15 protein-coding genes are annotated in these 19,585 nt (G+C 63.2%); 8 read left to right on the top strand and 7 right to left on the bottom strand.

Going from position 1 to position 19,585, the window contains the following annotated elements; genetic code table 11:
• Positions 1 to 48: 48 nt before the first annotated feature.
• The 6 genes from PCLY_RS20970 to PCLY_RS24610 all read left to right on the top strand — a co-directional run bounded on the left by PCLY_RS20970 (position 49) and on the right by PCLY_RS24610 (position 5,825).
• Complete coding sequence (locus tag PCLY_RS20970) at positions 49 to 2,538, top strand: Lon protease family protein (protein WP_061241926.1); 2,490 nt, start codon at positions 49 to 51, stop codon at positions 2,536 to 2,538.
• Between the two features lie 165 nt (positions 2,539 to 2,703).
• Positions 2,704 to 3,057 carry a PA4575 family protein gene (locus PCLY_RS20965; protein ID WP_061241925.1) on the top strand — a complete coding sequence of 118 codons (354 nt, stop codon included), beginning with the start codon at positions 2,704 to 2,706 and terminating at the stop codon, positions 3,055 to 3,057.
• Between the two features lie 135 nt (positions 3,058 to 3,192).
• Positions 3,193 to 3,684: a TIGR00645 family protein gene (locus PCLY_RS20960; RefSeq protein WP_061241924.1), complete on the top strand. Its 492-nt coding sequence runs from the start codon at positions 3,193 to 3,195 to the stop codon at positions 3,682 to 3,684.
• Between the two features lie 131 nt (positions 3,685 to 3,815).
• Positions 3,816 to 4,118 carry a DUF6482 family protein gene (locus PCLY_RS20955; RefSeq protein WP_061241921.1) on the top strand — a complete coding sequence of 101 codons (303 nt, stop codon included), beginning with the start codon at positions 3,816 to 3,818 and terminating at the stop codon, positions 4,116 to 4,118.
• Between the two features lie 46 nt (positions 4,119 to 4,164).
• A complete protein-coding gene (locus tag PCLY_RS20950) occupies positions 4,165 to 5,700 on the top strand; it encodes a cryptochrome/photolyase family protein (protein WP_061241919.1) in 1,536 nt (511 codons plus the stop codon).
• Positions 5,697 to 5,825, top strand: a complete 129-nt coding sequence (locus PCLY_RS24610; RefSeq protein ID WP_082768126.1) for a DUF2256 domain-containing protein — start codon at positions 5,697 to 5,699, stop codon at positions 5,823 to 5,825. Before PCLY_RS20950 ends, PCLY_RS24610 begins: the two co-directional genes overlap by 4 nt.
• Before the next feature lie 181 nt (positions 5,826 to 6,006).
• Here the strand turns inward: PCLY_RS24610 and PCLY_RS20945 are convergent, their stop codons facing one another.
• Positions 6,007 to 7,077, bottom strand: a complete 1,071-nt coding sequence (locus PCLY_RS20945; RefSeq protein ID WP_061241917.1) for an HD domain-containing phosphohydrolase — start codon at positions 7,075 to 7,077, stop codon at positions 6,007 to 6,009.
• Positions 7,067 to 9,556 carry a hybrid sensor histidine kinase/response regulator gene (locus PCLY_RS20940; RefSeq protein ID WP_061241915.1) on the bottom strand — a complete coding sequence of 830 codons (2,490 nt, stop codon included), beginning with the start codon at positions 9,554 to 9,556 and terminating at the stop codon, positions 7,067 to 7,069. Before PCLY_RS20940 ends, PCLY_RS20945 begins: the two co-directional genes overlap by 11 nt.
• Positions 9,557 to 9,754: 198 nt before the next feature.
• Between PCLY_RS20940 and PCLY_RS20935 the strand changes: the two genes are divergently transcribed.
• Positions 9,755 to 10,384, top strand: coding sequence for an FKBP-type peptidyl-prolyl cis-trans isomerase (locus PCLY_RS20935; protein ID WP_061241913.1), 630 nt, complete (start codon positions 9,755 to 9,757; stop codon positions 10,382 to 10,384).
• 217 nt (positions 10,385 to 10,601) lie between these two features.
• Here the strand turns inward: PCLY_RS20935 and PCLY_RS20930 are convergent, their stop codons facing one another.
• The 4 genes from PCLY_RS20930 to PCLY_RS20915 all read right to left on the bottom strand — a co-directional run bounded on the left by PCLY_RS20930 (position 10,602) and on the right by PCLY_RS20915 (position 17,207).
• On the bottom strand, positions 10,602 to 10,832 hold the full coding sequence (locus tag PCLY_RS20930; protein ID WP_061241911.1) for a PA4570 family protein: 231 nt from the start codon (positions 10,830 to 10,832) through the stop codon (positions 10,602 to 10,604).
• Between the two features lie 172 nt (positions 10,833 to 11,004).
• Positions 11,005 to 14,064: a multidrug efflux RND transporter permease subunit gene (locus tag PCLY_RS20925; protein WP_061241909.1), complete on the bottom strand. Its 3,060-nt coding sequence runs from the start codon at positions 14,062 to 14,064 to the stop codon at positions 11,005 to 11,007.
• Between the two features lie 218 nt (positions 14,065 to 14,282).
• Entirely contained in the window at positions 14,283 to 15,437 is a 1,155-nt protein-coding gene (locus tag PCLY_RS20920) for an efflux RND transporter periplasmic adaptor subunit (RefSeq protein ID WP_061241907.1), read from the bottom strand.
• 144 nt (positions 15,438 to 15,581) lie between these two features.
• A complete protein-coding gene (locus tag PCLY_RS20915) occupies positions 15,582 to 17,207 on the bottom strand; it encodes a methyl-accepting chemotaxis protein (protein ID WP_061241905.1) in 1,626 nt (541 codons plus the stop codon).
• Positions 17,208 to 17,427: 220 nt separating this feature from the next.
• Here PCLY_RS20915 and PCLY_RS20910 point away from each other — a divergent pair, with 220 nt between their 5' ends.
• Complete coding sequence (locus tag PCLY_RS20910) at positions 17,428 to 18,582, top strand: L-talarate/galactarate dehydratase (protein WP_061241903.1); 1,155 nt, start codon at positions 17,428 to 17,430, stop codon at positions 18,580 to 18,582.
• A 3-nt stretch (positions 18,583 to 18,585) separates the two neighbouring features.
• On the opposite strand, the gene PCLY_RS20905 is transcribed toward PCLY_RS20910, so the two are convergent.
• Positions 18,586 to 19,491: a LysR family transcriptional regulator gene (locus tag PCLY_RS20905; protein ID WP_061241901.1), complete on the bottom strand. Its 906-nt coding sequence runs from the start codon at positions 19,489 to 19,491 to the stop codon at positions 18,586 to 18,588.
• Positions 19,492 to 19,585 lie beyond the last annotated feature (94 nt).

Raw genomic sequence — 19,585 nt, 5'->3', positions numbered from 1 at the left:
AATCACCCCATGTTTTGCGGAAACTTCCGCCCGCTATAAGGATCGCCAATGTCCAAGCGTAGCCTCGATGCTTTGCGCCTTGCCCCCGAATCTCTGACCCGCCCCTTCTCCCCCGAGCAGTTCAGCTTCAGCAGTACCGATGACCTCGAACCTTTCCGCGGCGTACTGGGTCAGTCCCGTGCGGTCGAGGCGCTGCAGTTCGGCGTGGCCATGCCGCGCCCCGGCTACAACGTGTTCGTCATGGGCGAGCCCGGCACCGGGCGCTTCTCCTTCGTCCAGCGCTATCTCAAGGCCGAAGCCAAGCGCATGGAAACGCCGGCCGACCGCGTCTACGTCAATCACTTCGACGAACCCCGCGAGCCACGTGCGCTGGAGCTGCCAGCCGGCACCGCGAGCGATTTTATCGCCGACATCAATCAGTTGATCGACAACCTGCTGGCCACCTTCCCGGCGGTGTTCGAAACGCCGACCTACCAGCAGAAGAAAAGCGCCATCGACCGCAGCTTCAACAAGCGCTACGACCAGGCGCTGGACGTGATCGAACGACTGTCGCTGGAGAAGGGCGTGGCCCTGTACCGCGACAGCACCAATATCGCCTTCACCCCGATGGCTGACGGCAAGGCGCTGGACGAAGCCGAGTTCGCGCAGTTGCCCGAAGCCGAGCGCGAGCGTTTCCACGCCGATATCGCCGCGCTGGAAGAGCGCCTCAACGAGGAGCTGGCCAGCCTGCCGCAGTGGAAGCGCGAGTCGAGCAACCTGCTGCGTCAGCTCAATGAAGAGACCATCACCGTTGCCTTGCAGCCGCTGTTGGCGCCTTTGTCGGAAAAATACTCGGAAAACGCCGGTGTCTGCGCCTATCTCCAGGCCATGCAGGTCAATCTGCTGAAAACCGCCGTCGAGCAACTGGTCGATGTCGACAAGGCTGATCCACAACTGCGCAAGCTGCTGGAGGAGATGTACTGCCCGAGCCTGGTGGTCGGTCACCATGCCAATGGCGGTGCGCCGGTGGTGTTCGAGTCGCACCCGACCTATGACAACCTGTTCGGTCGCATCGAATACAGCTCCGATCAGGGCGCCTTGTACACCAGCTATCGTCAGCTGCGCCCCGGCGCGTTGCACCGCGCCAACGGCGGCTATCTGGTGGTCGAAGCGGAAAAACTGCTCAGCGAACCCTTCGTCTGGGAAGCGCTGAAGCGCGCCCTGCATTCGCGTCAGTTGAAGATGGAGTCGCCGCTGGGCGATCTCGGCCGCATCGCCACCGTCACGCTCAACCCGCAGGTCATCCCGCTGCAACTGAAGGTCATCATCATCGGCTCGCGCCAGCTGTATTACGCGCTGCAGGATGCCGATCCGGACTTCCAGGAAATGTTCCGCGTGCTGGTCGACTTCGACGAGGACATCCCGCTCGCCGAGGACAGCCTGGAGCAGTTCGCCCAGTTGATGAAAACCCGTACTTCGGAAGAGGGCATGGCGCCGATGACCGGTGCTGCCGTGGCGCGTCTGGCCACCTACAGCGCACGCCTGGCCGAGCACCAGGGGCGTCTGTCTGCGCGTATCGGCGACCTGTTCCAGTTGGTCAGCGAGGCCGACTTCATTCGCCAGCTGGCTGGCGAGACGATCACCGACGTCGGCCATATCGAACGGGCGCTGAAGGCCAAGGCCACGCGCACCGGACGCGTTTCGGCGCGGATCATCGACGATATGCTGGCCGGCATCATTCTTATCGACACCTGCGGTGCTGCTGTGGGCAAGTGCAACGGTCTGACCGTACTGGAGGTCGGCGACTCGGCTTTCGGGGTGCCGGCGCGCATTTCCGCCACTGTCTATCCCGGCGGTAGCGGTATCGTCGATATCGAACGCGAGGTCAGCCTCGGCCAGCCGATCCACTCCAAGGGCGTGATGATCCTTACCGGCTTTCTCGGCAGCCGCTATGCGCAGGAATTCCCCCTGGAGATTTCCGCCAGTATCGCCCTGGAGCAGTCCTATGGTTACGTCGACGGTGACAGCGCTTCGCTGGGCGAGGTGTGCACGCTGATCTCGGCACTGTCGCGCACCCCACTCAAGCAGTGTTTCGCCATCACCGGCTCGATCAACCAGTTTGGCGAGGTGCAGGCGGTCGGTGGCGTCAACGAGAAGATCGAAGGCTTCTTCCGCCTGTGCGAGGCACGCGGCCTGACTGGCGAGCAGGGTGTGATCATCCCGCACTCCAACGTCGCCAACCTGATGCTCGACGAGCGCGTGCTGCAGGCCGTGCGAGAGGGGCAGTTCAACGTCTACGCGGTGCGCCACGTCGACGAGGCCCTGAGCCTGCTGGTCGGCGAGGCGGCGGGGCACCCGGACGAGAAAGGGCGCTTCCCCAAGGGCAGCGTCAACGCCCGTGTGGTCGAGCGCCTGCGCGACATCGCCGAAATCGGCCTGGAGGAAGAAAGCAAGCCAGCCGAGGCCGGCAAGGCGAAAGCCGAAGCCGAGGTGGCAGCGGCGAAACCAGCCAAGGCGCCGCGGCGCAAGAAGGACGAGGGAGAGGGCAGTGCGGGCTGAGCAAATCTCGCACGATTGTCCCGGATCGCCCGGGACAGCTGCATCGAACGTTTTGCTCACGGCTCATGCACAGAGTTATCCACAGATTGCGTGGATAACTTTGGCCTTCACAGTGCGGCCGCTCGGGGTGTAGGCTGAAGCCTGGATTCTGCGAGGGTCGCCGCCATGTCGCGCAGCCTCTGCCTCACCCGCCAATGCCTGGGCCTGGTCACTCGCATCGAGTGCGTGATCAGGCCGCTGGCTGGAGACAACGGACGTTGGACACTACTTTGCGCCGCCGGTATGTCGGGCGCTCAGCCTTCTGCGATCAAGGCGCAGGGCCCGTTCTACGGGCCTTCGGTTGCAGAGGGAGCCCTCTCGGCGATCGCCGAGAGCCTGGCCTTGCAAGGCTACGTCGAATGCAGTGAACCGCCGATCTGGCGCCTGCACCTGCAGGCCGAGCTACGCCGGGTCAACGGTGAGCGCCATCACCCCTCCGGGTCATTCCAGCGTCACCCCGAAACCGACGGACAGAGCTGAAATCCCCGAAGCAAAGCGCGCCGGGGCCATCCGTGCACGGCTGCGAGGCTGGGGTTATCCACAATGCCAGGCACCTTCTGTTGGTGCAGTGCGATGGGTATACTCGCCGCGATTTCCCCCTTCAGTGAGTTCTCCATGGAACGCTTTATCGAAAACACCATGTACGCATCGCGCTGGTTGCTGGCGCCGATCTACTTTGGTCTTTCTCTTGCCGTGCTCGCATTGTCGGTCAAGTTCTTCCAAGAGCTTTATCACATCCTGCCGCAGATCTTTTCCCTCGCCGAAGCCGACGTGATTCTCAAACTCCTGTCGCTGATCGACATGGCGCTGGTGGGCGGCCTGCTGGTCATGGTGATGTTGTCCGGCTACGAGAACTTCGTTTCTCGCCTGGACATTCATGAAGACACCGAGAAGCTCAGCTGGCTCGGCAAGATGGATTCCAGCTCGTTGAAAATGAAAGTGGCGGCGTCCATCGTGGCCATTTCGTCCATTCACCTGCTGAAGGTGTTCATGGATGCGAAGAGTTACGATCTGGAGTACCTGAAATGGTACGTGCTGATTCACCTGACGTTCGTTGGCTCTGCCTTCGCCATGGGCTATCTGGACAAGGTCACCAAGCACGACTGATGTGAAGCTGCTTCACAACCGCCCGTCCGAACAGGACGGGCGTTTTGTTTTCTGGGCTTGAGCTTTTTCTTTGTTGTACAAGAATTGTTTTTGTATAAGTCTTGTATAGTAAAGGTCGGAGGCAAGCCCTGATGAATCTGCATGATCTGTCCACTCACGCCCAGGCCGGGCGTATCGATGAACTGAACCTGATCTCGCTCGAGGGCGGTATCTATGTGCTGGAAGCGCGGATGGACGGGCGTGCGCATCCTGTTGTGAACACGCAGGGCGGCACGCTTAACCTGCGCTCAGTGGAGCACGCACGGGACGTGCTGCAGGAAATGCCGACGCTGCCGTTGTACCTGGTGCACAGCTCGGTCCATGACGAAATGTGCGGCATGCCTTCGGCTGACAACAGCCTGCGCGTGCCCATTGCCTTTCGCAGCGGCTGGTGACGGCCGTTTCCGCACCGGGCCAGCCGAGCATGGAGACCGTGCCGCGGTGACTGCACGCCGTCTGATTCTGATCCTGGGGGACCAGCTCACCCACGGCCTCGGCGCGTTGCAGGACATCGATCCGCAGCACGACCACGTGCTGTTGGCCGAGGTGATGGAAGAAGCCAGCCATGTGCCGCATCACCCGAAGAAGATCGCTCTGATCTTCAGCGCCATGCGCCATTTTGCCGAAGCCTTGGGTGAGCAGGGCCTGCACGTGCACTACGTGGCCCTGGACGATCCTGACAACAGCGGCACCTTGCCTGGCGAGCTGCTGCGCTGGACGCAGCGGCTCGATCCGGCCGAGGTGCATCTGACCGAGTGCGGCGATTGGCGCCTGGAGCAGGCGCTGCGTCATTGCGGCGTGCCGATTCACTGGCATCAGGACAGCCGCTTTCTCTGCAGCCGTGATGCATTCGCCGCCTGGGCCAGGGGGCGCAAGCAACTGCGCATGGAGTTCTTCTACCGCGAGATGCGCCGCGACAGCGCTCTGCTGCTCAACCCGGACGGCACGCCGGAGGGCGGTGCCTGGAACTTCGATGCGGATAACCGCAAGGCCTTGCCCAAGGGCGTGCGCCCGCCCACGCCACTGCGCGTCGAGCCGGACGCCATCACGCACGAGGTGCTGGCGCTGGTGCAGCGACGCTTCGCCGGCCATTACGGCAGCCTGGAGGGTTTCGATTACCCGGTCACGGCCGAGCAGGCCGAACGCCTCTGGCAGCACTTCCTCGCCCGGGGCCTGGCCGACTTCGGGGACTATCAGGACGCCATGGCCGATGGTCAACCCTTTCTCTTTCACTCGCGCATCAGCGCCGCGCTGAATATCGGCCTGCTCGACCTGCGGCGGATCTGCGCCGAGGTCGAGGCCGCTTATCGTGCCGGCGATGTACCGCTGAACGCCGCCGAAGGCTTCATCCGTCAACTGATCGGCTGGCGCGAGTACGTGCGCGGCATTTACTGGCTGCGCATGCCGGAGTACGCCGAGGGCAATCGCTTTGGCAATTCACGAGCGCTACCCGAGTTCTACTGGACCGGCAAAACGCGGATGAACTGCATGCGCCAGGCCATCGGCCAGACCCTGGAGCACGCCTACGCGCACCATATCCAGCGGCTGATGGTCACCGGCAACTTCGCCTTGCTCGCCGGCATCGCGCCCAAGGCTATCTGCGACTGGTACCTGGCCGTGTACATGGACGCCTTCGACTGGGTCGAGTTGCCCAACACCCTGGGCATGGTGATGCATGCCGACGGTGGCTACCTCGGTTCCAAGCCTTATTGCGCCAGTGGCCAGTACATCAAGCGCATGTCCAACCATTGCCAGGGCTGCAGCTACAAGGTGAGCGAGAGCACCGGCGAGTCGGCCTGCCCGTTCAACGCGCTGTATTGGCACTTTCTCATGCGTCACCGTGAGCCGCTCGAACGCAACCCGCGCATCGGCATGGTCTACCGCAACCTGGCGCGCATGACCGACGCCAAGCAGCAGGCGTTGTGGGACTGGGGCGAGCGCCTGCTGGCCAAGCTCGATGCCGGGGAGATGCTGTGAGCAAGAGCCAGTTGCCGGTGAAAACCTGTGCGGTCTGCGGCTTGCCGTTCATCTGGCGCAAGAAGTGGACGCGCTGCTGGGAGGAGGTGCGCTACTGCTCGGAGCGCTGCCGGCGCTCGCGCTGAGCGGCCTCAGTTCCGGGCACCGACTGTGAAGGTTCAGGCCTGAGCGAGCGCGAGCATGCCCCGCATGTTGGCAGTCAGGCTCGACAGGGCGCGAGTGTTGACCAGGCTGCGGTCCACTTCGCGGGCGAATGGACCTGCTGTTCGGTGGCGCCGGCGATCACCAGGTTGCGGTCGCCGAACGTCACTCGGCCAGCGGGTGATCACTGAAGTCATGCTGCAGCGTTTCCATCTGCTCGTACAGGCCCTCGACCAGGTCGACCAGAGTGGGGTCGAAGTGCTTGCCCGATTGTTCGCGGATGTAGGCTCTTGCCTTTTCCTGCGGCCAGGGTGCCTTGTAGGGGCGAGGCATGCGCAAGGCATCGTAGACGTCGCATATGGCGACGATGCGTCCGGAAAGCGGAATGTCCTCACCGCTCAGGCCGCGGGGGTAACCGCTGCCGTCCCACTTTTCGTGGTGGTTCAGGGCGATTTCCGCAGCCAGAGCGGTCAGCTCCGAGGCATGCTGGTCGAACAGGATCGAATGGCCGATCCGGGGATGTTCTTGCATCAACGAGCGTTCGGCTTCGGTCAGTGGGCCAGGCTTGAGGAGAATCTCGTCGGCAATGCCGATCTTGCCGACGTCGTGCATGGGCGCGGCCTGGCGAATCAGTTCGACCCAGTCGGCGTTCATGCCGTAGGTCTTGGCGATCAATGCGGCGGACTCGCCGATGCGCAGGATATGGTTGCCGGTATCGCTGTCACGGTAAGCGGCAGCACGTGCCAGGGTGCGCACCACGGCGCCATAGCTCTGGCTGAGCTCGGCAGTGCGCTCATGCACGCGCCGCTCCAGCGTCGTGTTGGCTTCATTCAGGGCCAGGCTGGCCTGGCTCAGTTGCAGGTTGCTGCGTACGCGCAGGATCACCTCGGGCAGGTCGACCGGTTTGCTCAGGTAGTCGTTGGCACCCAGCTCCAGGCCTGTGCGGCGGCTGACGCTGTCGTTCAACGCGGTGATGATGATGATCGGGTTGCTGCTGCGGTCACGGTCGGCCAGCGCGCGGAGGATGTCGAATCCGTTTGGCGCCGGCATGTCCAGGTCGAGCAGCAGCAGGTTCCAGGCGTTGTGCTGCAACCACTCCAGCGCCGCTGCCGAATCGGAGAAACTGATGGTGTCGCGCAAGCCGAAGGCCTTGAGACTGGACTCCAGCAGGCGGCTGTTGGCGACCACGTCATCGACGATGACCACCCGTGAATGGTTAAAGCCATTAGACAGCATCACTTGCCTCCTTGCCGGTCAGGTCGTAGATCAGTTGGTGCAGTTCGTTGGGGTCGATCGGTACGCCAAGCAGGGCGCTGGCGCCCAGGCCGACCAGCTCCTGCAACTGGTCTTCACGGCTCAGCAGTATGACTGGCAGGTCCGCCAGCTCTGCGCTCTGGTGCAGGGTGCGCAGCAGGTCACGGCCGTCCAGGCCGTTCAGGTCGACACTCAGGAGCAGCGCGTCAGGGCGCCGGGTGTGGAGCGCCGTCAGCAGCTGGTGGCCATCCTCGAACTGCTGCAGGTCGATATCCGCCAGCGCCTGTCTGACCACCTCGCGGTTGCTGCTGTCGAGGTCGCCGTGATAGACGCAGGCCTGGTGTTGCGTCACTTCGGCCACTTCAGGTTGGAGGGGGGCAACATAGCGCGGCAGGTCTATCCAGAACTGGCTGCCCTGGTTCGGCTGGCTGTGCAGACCCATCTCGCCATTCATCAAGGCTGCATATTCCTTGCACAACGACAGGCCAATTCCAGTGCCCTGGATGGCACCGTTCTCCTGGCCGAGGCGCTGGAAGGGCTCGAACAGCAGCGGCTGCAGCTCACTGGAGATGCCCATGCCGGTGTCGCTGACCATCAGTCGTACACGCCCGCCATGCTCGGTGCAGCTCAGGCTGATGCTGCCAGCCGGGGTGTACTTGATGGCATTGGACAGCAGGTTGAGCAGCACCTGGCGTAGGCGTCGTTGGTCCGCCAGCACCGGCAGCGTGCCTTCGGGCAGTGACAACTCGAGCGTCAGGCCATGAGCTTCGATTTCCGGGGCGACCAGATCAGCACACTCGTTCATCAGGGCAACGGCGTCGACCTTGCTCATTTCCAGGCGTGGTTGTTCGCTCTGCAGGCTCGACCAGTCGAGGATGTCGCCCACCAGCTGATTGAGGTGGCGACTGGCGAGCAGAATTTCTTCGAGGTAGTCGGTGTCTTGCTGCGTCTGCGGACCTTGCTGCATGCGCATCAGTTGAGCGAAGCCCTGAATCGCATTGAGGGGGGTGCGTAGCTCATGGCTCATGCTGGAAATGAACTGACTCTTGGCTCGGCTGGCTTCCTGGGCCTCGCGGCTGGCGCGCTGCAGTTGGGTGGCGCTGCGTTCCAGGCGCTGGCCCATGGCCTCGACGTCATCGATGATGGCTTCGAGTTCGGTGATGGTGGTTGCCGGGCGCTTGGGTTTCCAGTTGCCCTCGCCAATCTCGCGAAGCATGGCGACGATGCCGCCAATGGGTTTGCGCAAGCGCTCGGTCAGTTCGCGGGCGCGGCCCCACATGAAGGCGAAGAACACCACGTAGAACAGCACCAGACCGCCGATCAACAGGTAACCGATATCGCGGTAGTGGCTGGCCAGTTCGTTGGTCTGGCTGAAGACTTCAGCCTCGTCAACCACGGTGAGCAGGTGCCAGCGGGTCGCTGGAATCGTTGACCAGGCCACCAGATGTGGACGGCCGTTGAGGCGGACGGAGAGCACGCCGTTGTCCTGGCGCGCAATGGCTTTGGCGAGGCCTTCGGTATCGGCACGTTTGCCCAGGTTGAAGTCTTCGGGTTTGAACAGCTCCGAGCTGATGGCCTCGTCGTAGGAGTGGGTGGTCAGCTCATCCAGGCCGAAGTCGTCTTCACCGGCCGGCGGCAGGGCCATGATGTTCAGCTCGTTGCTGACGATGACCCCATAACCGTCCCAGGGCACATCGAGGCTCTGGATGTGCTCGAGCAGTTTGCCGACGGTGATGTCCAGGCCCACCACACCTTCGAGGAAGTCGCCGCGCAGCACCGGCGCAACGGCCGAGAGCATCCAGCCCTGGCCGGCCGGGTCGAGGTAGACGTCGGTCCAGGCCACCTTGTGATCGGGGTTGTGCTCGGCGTCCGCCAGGTAATAGAAGTTGTAGTCCGGGATCACCATGTCGTGGGGATACTGGGCTGGCGTGTCGAACCAGGGATAGATGCGGTTGTAGCTGTCCCAGCTGTTGAAATAGATGCTGGCGACCAGCGGATTCTGCTGTACGGTTTCACGCATCAGCGGGTCGAGGGCGGCAAGGCGCGCGACTTTGAGCAGATCCTGTTTCTCCAGCGGCGTGGCGTTGGAGTAGAAGGACGCCGCGCCGCCGTCATCGCGAGGGCTGTAGCGCACGCCACTGGGAGTCACTGCCAGTTCTGCCGGGGCGACTGGCTGGTTGTCGTTCAGCGTTTCCTGGGCAAGGGATGCATAGGTGCTGGTGAGGCGGGCGACATGGCCGAGCTCACTCTCGACCAGGTGGGCTTCCTGGCTGGCGGCCGCCTGTAGATCGTTCAGGGCTGTCTCGCGCAGGTGGGTTATCTGCGCGTCGCGGATGGACACGTTGGTGATCAGGTAGACGCTGATCAGTACTGTCTCCACCAGAATCAGTGGGATCAGGGCCGTCTGTACGAAAGCGCGCCATATCCAGGTCCGAAGACTGACTCGAGAGCCGTTTTGCATGACGCGCGCTCCTGCTGGGCGAACGGAGTGATGTCTATATGATATCAGGGCTTTTCTTAAGCAAGGCTTAGCTAAAGGTAGTAGATATTGCGCAGGATCAAGCGCGCTGCATGGATGGGCGCTAGGGCGGGTGTCCGTTGGCTCAATGTTCTGTGCTAGGCTGGCCGGCCTTTTTCACAGCCCCAAGCGGAGCCTTTCATGTCCGAATTCAACTTCAGCCCCGATCTGTCCTCCGATGAAGGTCGCGTCAGCTACGGCATCGGTCGTCAACTCGGTGGTCAGTTGCGCGACAACCCGCCGCCAGGTGTCGATCTGCAGGCCATCCTCGCCGGTCTGACCGACGCCTTCACCGGCCAGGCCAGCCGCGTTTCCGAAGCCGAGCTGGGCGCCAGTTTCAAGGTGATCCGCGAAGTCATGCAGGCCGAAGCTGCCGCCAAGGCCGAAGCCGCCGCCGGTGAAGGTCGTGCTTACCTGGCCGAGAATGCCAAGCGTGACGGCATGAGCGTTCTGGCCTCTGGCCTGCAATACGAAGTGCTGGTGGCAGGCGAGGGTGCCAAGCCTTCGGCCGAGGATCAGGTACGTGTTCACTACCACGGTACGCTGATCGACGGCACCGTATTCGACAGCTCCTACGAGCGCGGCCAGCCGGCTGAATTCCCGGTCGGTGGCGTGATTGCAGGCTGGGTCGAGGCGCTGCAACTGATGAACACCGGCAGCAAGTGGCGCCTGCACGTGCCGAGCGAGCTGGCTTACGGCGCCCAGGGCGTCGGCAGCATCCCGCCGCACAGCGTGCTGGTATTTGATGTCGAGCTGCTCGACATTCTGTAAGCGTAATCGTTAGGAGGCGAGGCTGTTTTTGTCCTCCATCGCGGTGATGGTGGACGGGTGAGGCGTCGTCCACCCTACGCCCCGTTTGCGTTGCAGTGTCTAGGGTGGACAACGCTGTTTTTGTCCATCGCTGCGACAGCGGCGGGGCGGATGAACCGCTGCCAGTCTGCGTACATACAAAACGGCCCTTCTGCTGAGTAGAAGGGCCGTTTTGTTTTCAGGCCGGGCGCAAGGCCCGGGCATAGCAGAACAGAAACAGGCTGCGCACCAGCTCCTTGAGCACGCTGGGTTCGCTGGAGCTTAGTTCGTGCAGATCCAGGTCGCCCTGGTCGCGCAGCTCGTCCAGCGCTTCTTCTTCGAGCATGGCGCAGACTTCACCGGTTTCGCGGTTGAGGATGCGCAGGTAGGGATGCGGGCGGTCCAGCCAGGCATCGATCAGGTAGGTCATGGCAGGTCTCCTTGGCCGTCATTACGTAACTGAGAATAATTCCTATTACATAAATAGCAAGGGTTAATTGCGACCTTCTGTCGTTTGCGTGAATCGATGCTGGCGATAAGGCGGCCTGTGGGAGGGGCTTCAGCCGCGACAGTCGCCGCTGAAGCGCCTCCCACAGGCTCGGTCAGTGCGCGGGCGAGACCTCTGCCTGTTCCTGCGGTTTGGCATCCGGCTTGGCCAGTAGGCTGTAGACACAGGGCAGGACGAACAGGGTGAACAGCGTGCCGACGCTCATGCCGGTGGCGATCACCAGGCCGATGTCGAAGCGACTCACCGCGCCGGCACCGGTGGCGAAGATCAGCGGCACCATGCCGAAGACCATAGCTGCGGTGGTCATCAGCACCGGACGCAGGCGAATGGCGGCGGCCTCTTCGATGGCTTCGCGCAGCGGCAGGCCCTTTTCGTGGCGCAGCTGGTTGGCGAACTCGACGATGAGGATGCCGTGCTTGCTGATCAGGCCGATCAGCGTCACCAGGCCCACCTGGGTGTAGATGTTCATGGTCGAGAAGCCGAGGAAGATCGGGATCAGTGCGCCGCAGATCGACAGCGGCACGGTCACCAGAATCACCAGCGGGTCGCGGAAGCTTTCGAACTGGGCCGCCAGCACCAGGAAGATGATCGCCAGGGCCAGGGCGAAGGTGACGAACAGCGCGCTGCCTTCCTGGATGTACTGCCGTGAGGCCCCGGCATAGTCGAAGCTGTAGCCGCGCGGCGCTTCCTCACGGGCGATGGCGGTGATGGTGTCGATGGCGTCGCCCTGGCTGACGATGGCCACGCCTTCGATGATCGCCGAGTTGAGCTGCTGGAACTGCTTGAGCTTGGTCGGCCGCGCGCGGTCACTGATGCTGATCAGGGTGCCCAGCGGCACCATGGCGCCGCTTTCGCTACGCACGTAGTAGCTATCCAGCCAGCTCGGGTTCTCGCGATAGGCGCGCTCGACCTGGGCGATCACCTTGTAGCTGCGTCCGTCGATGGTGAAGCGGTTGATTTCGCCCTCGCCGAGCAGGCTGGCCAGGGTGGTGCCCAGGTCCTCCATGGACACGCCCATCTGCGCGGCCTTCTCGCGGTCGATGTCGACGACGATTTCCGGCTTGTCGAAGGCCAGGTCGATGTTGAGGAAGGCGAACTTGCCCGATTCCTGGGCGCGCGATTTGACTCGCTCAGCCACCTGCAGCAGCGACTCGTAGTCGTTCGGCGTGTTGATCACGAACTGGAAGGGCAGGCCTTCACCGGTACCCGGCAGTGACGGCAGGTTGAAGCCGAAGATCTGCAGGCCGGGGATGTGGTTGAGCTTGGCCTGGACTTCGGGAAGGATCGCCATCTGCGTGCGTTTACGTTCGTTCCAGGGCGTCAGCAGGAACCCCCCGATACCCGACTGCACGCCGTCGAAGCCGTTGATCTGGAACGACGAGTAGTACTCGGGGAAGGTCTTGAAGATCTCCACGAACTGGTCGGTGTAGGCGTTGACGTAATCGAGGTTGGTCGGCTGCGGTGCGTTGGCGAAGAGGAACACGATGCCCTGGTCTTCCTCGGGCGCCAGCTCGCTCTGGGTGAAGGAAAGCAGCACCGGAATCAGCGCCATGACGATCACACCGAATACCACCACCACCGGGCGGGTGTTGAGGGTGCCGTGCAGCATCTTCTGATAACGCTGCTTGAGTCGGTCGAAGATCAGGTCCAGACGATGGGCCAGGCCCGAGGGGTTCTCCTCGTGGCGCAGCAGCTTGGCGCACATCATCGGCGACAGGGTCAGGGCGACGATGCCGGAGATGATCACCGCACCGGCCAGGGTCAGGGCGAACTCCTTGAACAGGGCGCCGGTCAGGCCTTCGAGGAAGCCGATAGGGGCATAGACCGCGGCCAGGGTGATGGTCATCGAGATCACCGGCACGGCGATCTCGCGCGCCCCCTCGATGGCGGCATCGAAGGGCGTCTTGCCTTCTTCGATATGGCGGTGGATGTTCTCCACCACGACGATGGCGTCGTCCACCACCAGGCCGATAGCCAGCACCATCGCCAGCAGGGTGAGCAGATTGATGGAATAACCCATCAGCTGCATGAAGAACAGCACGCCGATCATCGACAGCGGAATGGTGATTACCGGGATCAACACCGAACGGAACGCACCGAGGAACAGGAAGACCACGACGATGACGATCAGCACCGCTTCGGCCAGGGTCTTCACCACTTCGTCGATGGACGCCTGGATGAACAGCGTGGCGTCGTAGGCGATGGCCACCTTGAGGTTCGGCGGCAGCTGCGCCTCCAGCTCCGGCAGGGCGTTGCGCACCTCCTTGATCACGTCCAGCGGGTTGGCGCTCGGCGTGCCCTTGATGGCGATGTACACCGAGGGAATGCCGTCGAACGAGCTGATCGAGTCGTAGTTGGCTGCGCCCATTTCCACGCGGGCGATGTCACGCACCAGCACGCGGGTGTCACCGAGCGTCTTGACCGGAATGGCGCCGAAGGCCTCCACCGATTTGAGGTCGGTGCTGGCGTTGATGCTGGTCACCACGTACTGGCCTTTCACCTCGCCCGCGGCGGAGAGGAAGTTGTACTTGCGCACCGCGTTGTTGAGGTCACCGGCGGTGACGCCGTAGGCGGCCATCTTCACCGGGTCCAGCCACAGACGCATGGCGAACACCTGGTTGCCGAGAATCTGCGCCTCGGCCATGCCGGGCAGGGTGGCCAGCTTGGGCTGGATCACGCGCGACAGGTAGTCGGTGATCTGTGGGTTGGACAACTCGTCGCTGTAGAAGCTGACGTACATCAGCGCCGAGGCGTCGGCGGCCTCTTTCGACAGCACCGGGTCTTCGGCGTCCTGCGGCAGCTGGTTCTTGACCTCGTTGGCCTTGGCCAGCAGCTCGGTGAACAGGCGGTCGCTGTTGGCGCCGATGCGTGCGTAGATGGAGATGGTGGACAGGTTCTGCTGGCTCGACGAGGTCATGTAGTCGATGCCTTCGGCGCTGGCCAGGCTCTGTTGCAGCGGCTGGGTGATGTAGCCCTGGATGGTCTCGGCGTTGGCCCCGGGATAGGCGGTGGTCACCGTGATCAGGGCGTTCTCCATCTGCGGGTACTGGCGGATGGTCAGCTTGCTGAACGCCTGGAAGCCGAGCAGGACGATCAGCAGGCTGACCACGGTGGCCAGCACCGGACGGCGGATGAAGGGATCGGTAAAAGCCATGGAGATTTCCTTGGCCGCCCTGCGGCGGCCTGTCTATCAGCAGTTGCGCGCGTTTTGCTCCCCTCGCCCATTTATGGAGGAGGGGCTGGGGGAGAGGGCCGGAAGTACCAGGTAATGGCCCGTTTTCCCCTCTCCCTGACCCTCTCCCCTGAGGGGCGAGGGGACTAATCGCGCTTGGTCGACGCTTAGTTGAACAACATTACAACTGGACGCGAACGTTACTGCGCGGCGTCGGCCGCTTCGTCTGTTTCGAGTTGCAGCGCCGGGTCGGCGACGATGACGACGTGAGCACCGTTGTCCAGCTTGAGCTGGCCGGAGGTGACCACCTGCTCGCCGGCCTTCAGGCCCTTGCTGATCACCACGCGGCCGGCACGGCGCTCGCCGGTCTCGACGAAGCGCCGCTCGACGGTCAACTGGGCCGTGCCGTCTTCGTCCTTGACCGTCTTGCCGTCCTCGCCCTGCTTTTCCGTCACCACGTACACCGAGTTGCCATAGAGGGTGTAGGTGATGGCGGTTTCCGGCACCACGATCTGCGGTCGGTCATCGGGCAGCAGCACCTCCAGGTTGGCGAACATGCCGGGCAGCAGCTTCTCGTCCGGGTTGCTCAGGGTGGCGCGCACCTGCAGGTTGCGGGTCTCGTTTTCCACCTTGGGGTTGATCGCGGCGATGCGGCCTTCGAACTGCTCGTCGGGGTAGGCGGCGACGCTCAGGCGCACCGGCTGGCCGACCTGAAGCTGCGGCGCGCGCTGCTCCGGCAGGAAGAAGTCGACGTGCAGGTGCGACAGGTCCTGCAAGGTGGCGATGGTGGCGCCCGGCGAGAGGTAGTCGCCGGTGTCGACCTGGCGAATGCCGATGGTGCCGGCGAAGGGCGCGTTGATGCGCTTCTTGTCCAGTTGCGCCTTGAGTTGGGCAGCGCTGGCCGTGGCTTTTTGCAGGGCCGAGGCCAGGCGATCGAACTCGCTCTTGGAAATGTTCGAGCGGCTGACCAGGCTGCGCCCGCGCTCATACTCGATCTGCGCCAGGCTGCGCTCGGCTTCGGCGGTGGCCAGGCTGGCGCGTTCCACTTCGCTGTCGAGCTGGATCAGCGCTTGACCCTGGGTCACCTTTTGCCCCGATTCGAACATCACCTCGCGCACGATACCTTCGACCTCTGCGGCCAGATCCACGCCCTGAAACGCCTTGAGCGTGCCGATGGCTGGCAGGCGGCTCTGCCATGGCTGCTCTTCGGCATGCGCGGCAGAAACGCTGATGGCCGGCTGCGGGGCCGAGAACATCTGGATCTGCTGGTAGATGGAGAAGCCTTTATAGCCGGCGAGAGCGAGTACCACGACGAGTACCACGCCGAGCATGATGAGCATGCGACGGAGCAACATATTCCGTTTCCTTGGCAAGCGGGAGGGGCCTGGGAATAGGCAAGAGAGGAACCTTAGTGCCAGTTGCAGTCGCTGTCAAAGCGCCTCGTGTGCCTCAGCCTTACCGCCTGCCCGGCGCCTCCCTGTGCCGGCTGACCAATGGGCTCAGGAGCCCAGGCGACGGGTGACTTCGCCCAGTTCTCCGGACATCTCGTGCAGGTTGCGGCTGGCCAATTGCGTGCGTTCGACGTTGTCCTGATTGGCACTGGCAATGGCCGTCAGCTCGGTGAGGTTGCGCGAGATATCCTCGGCCACCGACGTTTGCTCTTCGGCGGCGGTGGCGATTTGCTGGTTCATGTCGCGGATCGCTTCCACCGCTTCGGTGATGCGCTGCAGCATGGCACCTGCTTCGGTGACCTGGGTGACCCCCTGTTCGCTGCGCTGCTGGCCGCTTTCGATGGCGCGCACGGCATTGAGGGCGCCCATTTGCACGGTGTCGATGATCTGATTGATCTCCGCGGTGGACTCGGCCGTGCGCTGCGCCAGATGACGCACCTCATCGGCGACCACGGCGAAGCCTCGGCCTTGCTCGCCGGCGCGGGCAGCTTCGATGGCCGCGTTGAGGGCCAGCAGGTTGGTCTGCTCGGCAATCCCACGGATCACTTCGAGCACCTTGCCGATGCGGCCGCTGTCGCTTTCCAGGCGACGGATCACTTCGGCGGTATTGGCGATCTCGCCGCGAATGTCGGTGATGGTGGCGATGGTCGACTGCATCACCGCACCGCCCTGGCGTGCAGAGTCGTCGGCATCGTTGGCGGCGTGGGCGGCATCGGCGGCGTGACGGGCCACTTCCTGAGCAGTGGCGGACATCTCGTGCATGGCCGTGGCGACCTGGTCGGTACGTTCGAACTGCTCGCTGACGCCTTCGGTCATGCGCGAGGCGATGGCGTTCAGCTCGCTGCTGGCGTTGTCGAGATTCTGCGTGCTGTGGTGCAGGCGCTCGCTGGTGCTGGCGAGAAAGTCACGCAACGTGTTGGCGGCGCGAGCGAGCAGGCCCAGTTCATCCTGGCGGGTGCTCTCCACGCGTTGACCGAACTGGCCATGGCTGAGCTGATCGACGTGACCGATCAGGTGGCGAATGGGGATGATCAGGTTGCGGTTGACCAGCCACAGGCTGAACACGGCGATGACCAGCGCGGCGCAGAGCATCACGATGGTGCCGCCAAGAATGGTGCGAGCGGCGTTGGCGTTGATCTGCTCGGCCTGGCTCAGGCTGTTTTGCCGCAGTTGCTCGACCAGTGCCGTCATCTGCTCGCTGGCGTCGCGGTCGATACCTTTTACCGCCGCGTCGCCGGCCTTGGCATCGGCGCCAGCGGCAATGAAGGCATCCCGGCCTTTGCGATAGTTGGCACCGAGGGCCTGGTGTTCGCTGCGCAGGCGCTCGACCTGCTGTTTCAGGGCAGGGTCGGCAGCGGCTACCTGAGCCAGTTTACCGAGGGTGTCCTGCACCTTGCGCTCCTGTTCTTCGAACTGACTCCAGTAGCGCTGCAGGTTGGCGCTGTCCTGGCCTCGCAGCAGAACGTTCTTCCACTCCTGTACCTGGATCTTGAACTCCACATTGGCCGCGTCGATCAGGCGTGAGGATTCCACCGGGCCGTCGAGCAGGCCGCGATAGGACTGAATGCCGCTGGAGAGAAAGCTGAAGCAGGCCAGGGCGGTGACCAGGATCAGCGCCAGGCTGCCACCGAGCAGGGTGAGAATCTGCGCGCGCAGGGATTTTTGCAGGAACATGATGAGGTGCCTCGGAGGTCAGGCGGAGCGGGACATATTCAGCGTAGTTGGCAAATGTTGCAGATTTGTGAAATGTCTAGATGAGTTGTCGCAGTGCTGATGAGTCAGAGAGCAGTAGAAGATTCTGATGCTTGAATGATTGCGCAATCATCTTAATCTGGCTCGGGTTGTCCATTTTCGGCGGCCCAGAGGGTGCCGAGTTCATCACGAGGAAGACGTCATGACTGATCACGCCACCCCACGCGCCGACGACGATCGCATTGCCTGGCTGAGCCTGCGTTCGGTAGCCCTGCCACTGGCCAACCCGATCAGCGATGCCAAGGTACTCACCGGCCGGCAGAAGCCGATGACCGAGATCGCCATCCTGATCGCCGAGATCGAAACCCGTGACGGTCATTGTGGCCTGGGCTTCAGCTATTCCAAGCGCGCTGGTGGTCCCGGCCAGTTCGCCCATGCTGTGGAAGTGGCGCCGAACCTGATCGGCGAGAACCCCAGCGATATCGCCAAGCTCTGGGACAAGCTGTGCTGGGCCGGCGCCTCGGTTGGTCGTAGCGGCCTGGCAACCCAGGCCATCGGTGCCTTCGATGTCGCCCTGTGGGACCTCAAGGCACGTCGCGCCGGGCTGTCGCTGGCGCGCCTGCTCGGCAGCCACCGCGATTCGGTGCGTTGCTACAACACCTCCGGCGGCTTCCTGCATACGCCGCTCGAGCAACTGCTGAAGAACACCGACCTCTCCCGCGAGAAGGGTATCGGTGGCATCAAGCTCAAGGTCGGCCAACCCGACTGGGCGCTGGATATTCACCGCGTCAGCAGGGTGCGTGAACATCTGGGCGAGAGCTTCGCGCTGATGGTCGATGCCAACCAGCAGTGGGATCGGGCGACCGCGCGGCGCATGTGCCGGCGTCTGGAGCCCTTCGACCTGATCTGGATCGAGGAGCCGCTGGACTGCTACGACGCCGAGGGTCACGCCGAGTTGGCGCGCCTGTTCGATACACCGATCGCCACCGGCGAGATGCTCACCAGTCCGGCCGAGCACTGGGAGTTCATCCGCCAGCGCGGTGCCGACTTTCTCATGCCGGATGCGCCACGCCTCGGTGGCATCACGCCTTACCTGCGCGTGCAGACCCTGGCCGAGCAGGCCGGCATGACCCTGGCGCCACACTTCGCCATGGAGCTGCACGTGCACCTGGCCGCCAGCCATACGCGTGAGCCCTGGGTCGAGCATTTCGAGTGGCTGGAGCCGCTGTTCAACGAGCGCCTGGAAACCCGTGACGGGCGCATGCTGGTGCCGACCCGTCCGGGGCTTGGCCTGAGCCTGAGCGAGCAGGTCGCCGGTTGGACGGTGCAGCAGGCGGAAGTTGGCAAGCGCGCCTGATCTTCAGCTCGGCGGATAGATGTCGCGAGCAGCCTGGCGCACGGCATCGATCACCGCCGGTAGTGCGGGGTTGTCGTTGTCGTCGCGCCAGAGCAGATGCAGCTCGCCACACACACCCTTGGGTAGCGGCAGGTCGCGGAAGCGCACCTGCTCGAAGCGAATGGCACTGGCGCTGCGCGGCACCAGTGCCAGCCCCATGCCGGCATTGACCAGCGACAGGATGGTCAGGGTCGAGCCCAGAGATTGAACGAAATCCGGCTGGATGCCGCTGGCGCGAAACAGGCCGGTATGCAGTTCGTTGAACGGCTGCCAGGCCGTATGCGCATAGAGAATGAAGGGCTGGCCATGGAGCATTTCCAGGGTCGGCCGTTCGTGCTGCGCCAGGGAATGCTCGGCCGGGGCTGCCAGCACGAAGGGCTCGCGCAGCAGGCATTCGCTGACCAGGCCGGGCTGCTGCAACGGTGCCCGCACGATGGCCAGGTCGACGCCCCGGGCGCGCAACGCCTGTACCTGTTCGAAGGTGCTCATTTCCTGCAGGACGATATCCACGCCAGGGCGTTCGCGCTTGGCGGTGGTGATCGCACGTGGCAGCACGTCGTACACCGCACTGGCGACGAAGCTGATGTTCAGCGAACCGCTTTCACCGATGGCAGCCAGGCGGGCGCTTTGCGCGGCACGGTGGGCCTGATCGAGCAGCGCCTGGGCTTCGACGAAGAAGGCACGGCCAGCCGCCGTCAAGGCAACCGAGCGAGTGCTGCGGGTGAACAGCGTCACGCCCAACTGATGTTCGAGCAACTGGATCTGCCGACTTAGTGGCGGCTGGGTCATGTTCAGGCGCTCGGCAGCGCGACGGAAATTCAGCTCTGCAGCGAGAGTGGTGAAGCAGCGCAGTTGGGCGAGGTCGAACATTGATCCAATCTGGGTATCAATCAAGTGATGGATTAGATTAGACCTGGATCAATGAGCGCGTCCATTATCTTGCTCAAGCCGCTGCAGTTGGCGT

Origin of the sequence: Ectopseudomonas composti (assembly GCF_001567565.1) — a bacterium.
GTDB lineage: Bacteria > Pseudomonadota > Gammaproteobacteria > Pseudomonadales > Pseudomonadaceae > Aquipseudomonas > Aquipseudomonas composti_A.
The sequence above is the reverse complement of the archived record's forward strand: the minus strand, read 5'-3'. Positions and strand labels throughout refer to the sequence as shown.

What these genes read in the sequence shown, in the direction of transcription:
- PCLY_RS20930 (WP_061241911.1), bottom strand. Translation starts at nt 10,832, where the DNA reads ATGACCTACCTGATCGATGCCTGGCTGGACCGCCCGCATCCCTACCTG.
- PCLY_RS20970 (WP_061241926.1), top strand. Translation starts at nt 49, where the DNA reads ATGTCCAAGCGTAGCCTCGATGCTTTGCGCCTTGCCCCCGAATCTCTG.
- PCLY_RS20945 (WP_061241917.1), bottom strand. Translation starts at nt 7,077, where the DNA reads ATGCTGTCTAATGGCTTTAACCATTCACGGGTGGTCATCGTCGATGAC.
- PCLY_RS20960 (WP_061241924.1), top strand. Translation starts at nt 3,193, where the DNA reads ATGGAACGCTTTATCGAAAACACCATGTACGCATCGCGCTGGTTGCTG.
- PCLY_RS20935 (WP_061241913.1), top strand. Translation starts at nt 9,755, where the DNA reads ATGTCCGAATTCAACTTCAGCCCCGATCTGTCCTCCGATGAAGGTCGC.
- PCLY_RS20920 (WP_061241907.1), bottom strand. Translation starts at nt 15,437, where the DNA reads ATGTTGCTCCGTCGCATGCTCATCATGCTCGGCGTGGTACTCGTCGTG.
- PCLY_RS20940 (WP_061241915.1), bottom strand. Translation starts at nt 9,556, where the DNA reads ATGCAAAACGGCTCTCGAGTCAGTCTTCGGACCTGGATATGGCGCGCT.
- PCLY_RS20925 (WP_061241909.1), bottom strand. Translation starts at nt 14,064, where the DNA reads ATGGCTTTTACCGATCCCTTCATCCGCCGTCCGGTGCTGGCCACCGTG.
- PCLY_RS20905 (WP_061241901.1), bottom strand. Translation starts at nt 19,491, where the DNA reads ATGTTCGACCTCGCCCAACTGCGCTGCTTCACCACTCTCGCTGCAGAG.
- PCLY_RS20965 (WP_061241925.1), top strand. Translation starts at nt 2,704, where the DNA reads ATGTCGCGCAGCCTCTGCCTCACCCGCCAATGCCTGGGCCTGGTCACT.
- PCLY_RS20915 (WP_061241905.1), bottom strand. Translation starts at nt 17,207, where the DNA reads ATGTTCCTGCAAAAATCCCTGCGCGCGCAGATTCTCACCCTGCTCGGT.
- PCLY_RS20955 (WP_061241921.1), top strand. Translation starts at nt 3,816, where the DNA reads ATGAATCTGCATGATCTGTCCACTCACGCCCAGGCCGGGCGTATCGAT.
- PCLY_RS20910 (WP_061241903.1), top strand. Translation starts at nt 17,428, where the DNA reads ATGACTGATCACGCCACCCCACGCGCCGACGACGATCGCATTGCCTGG.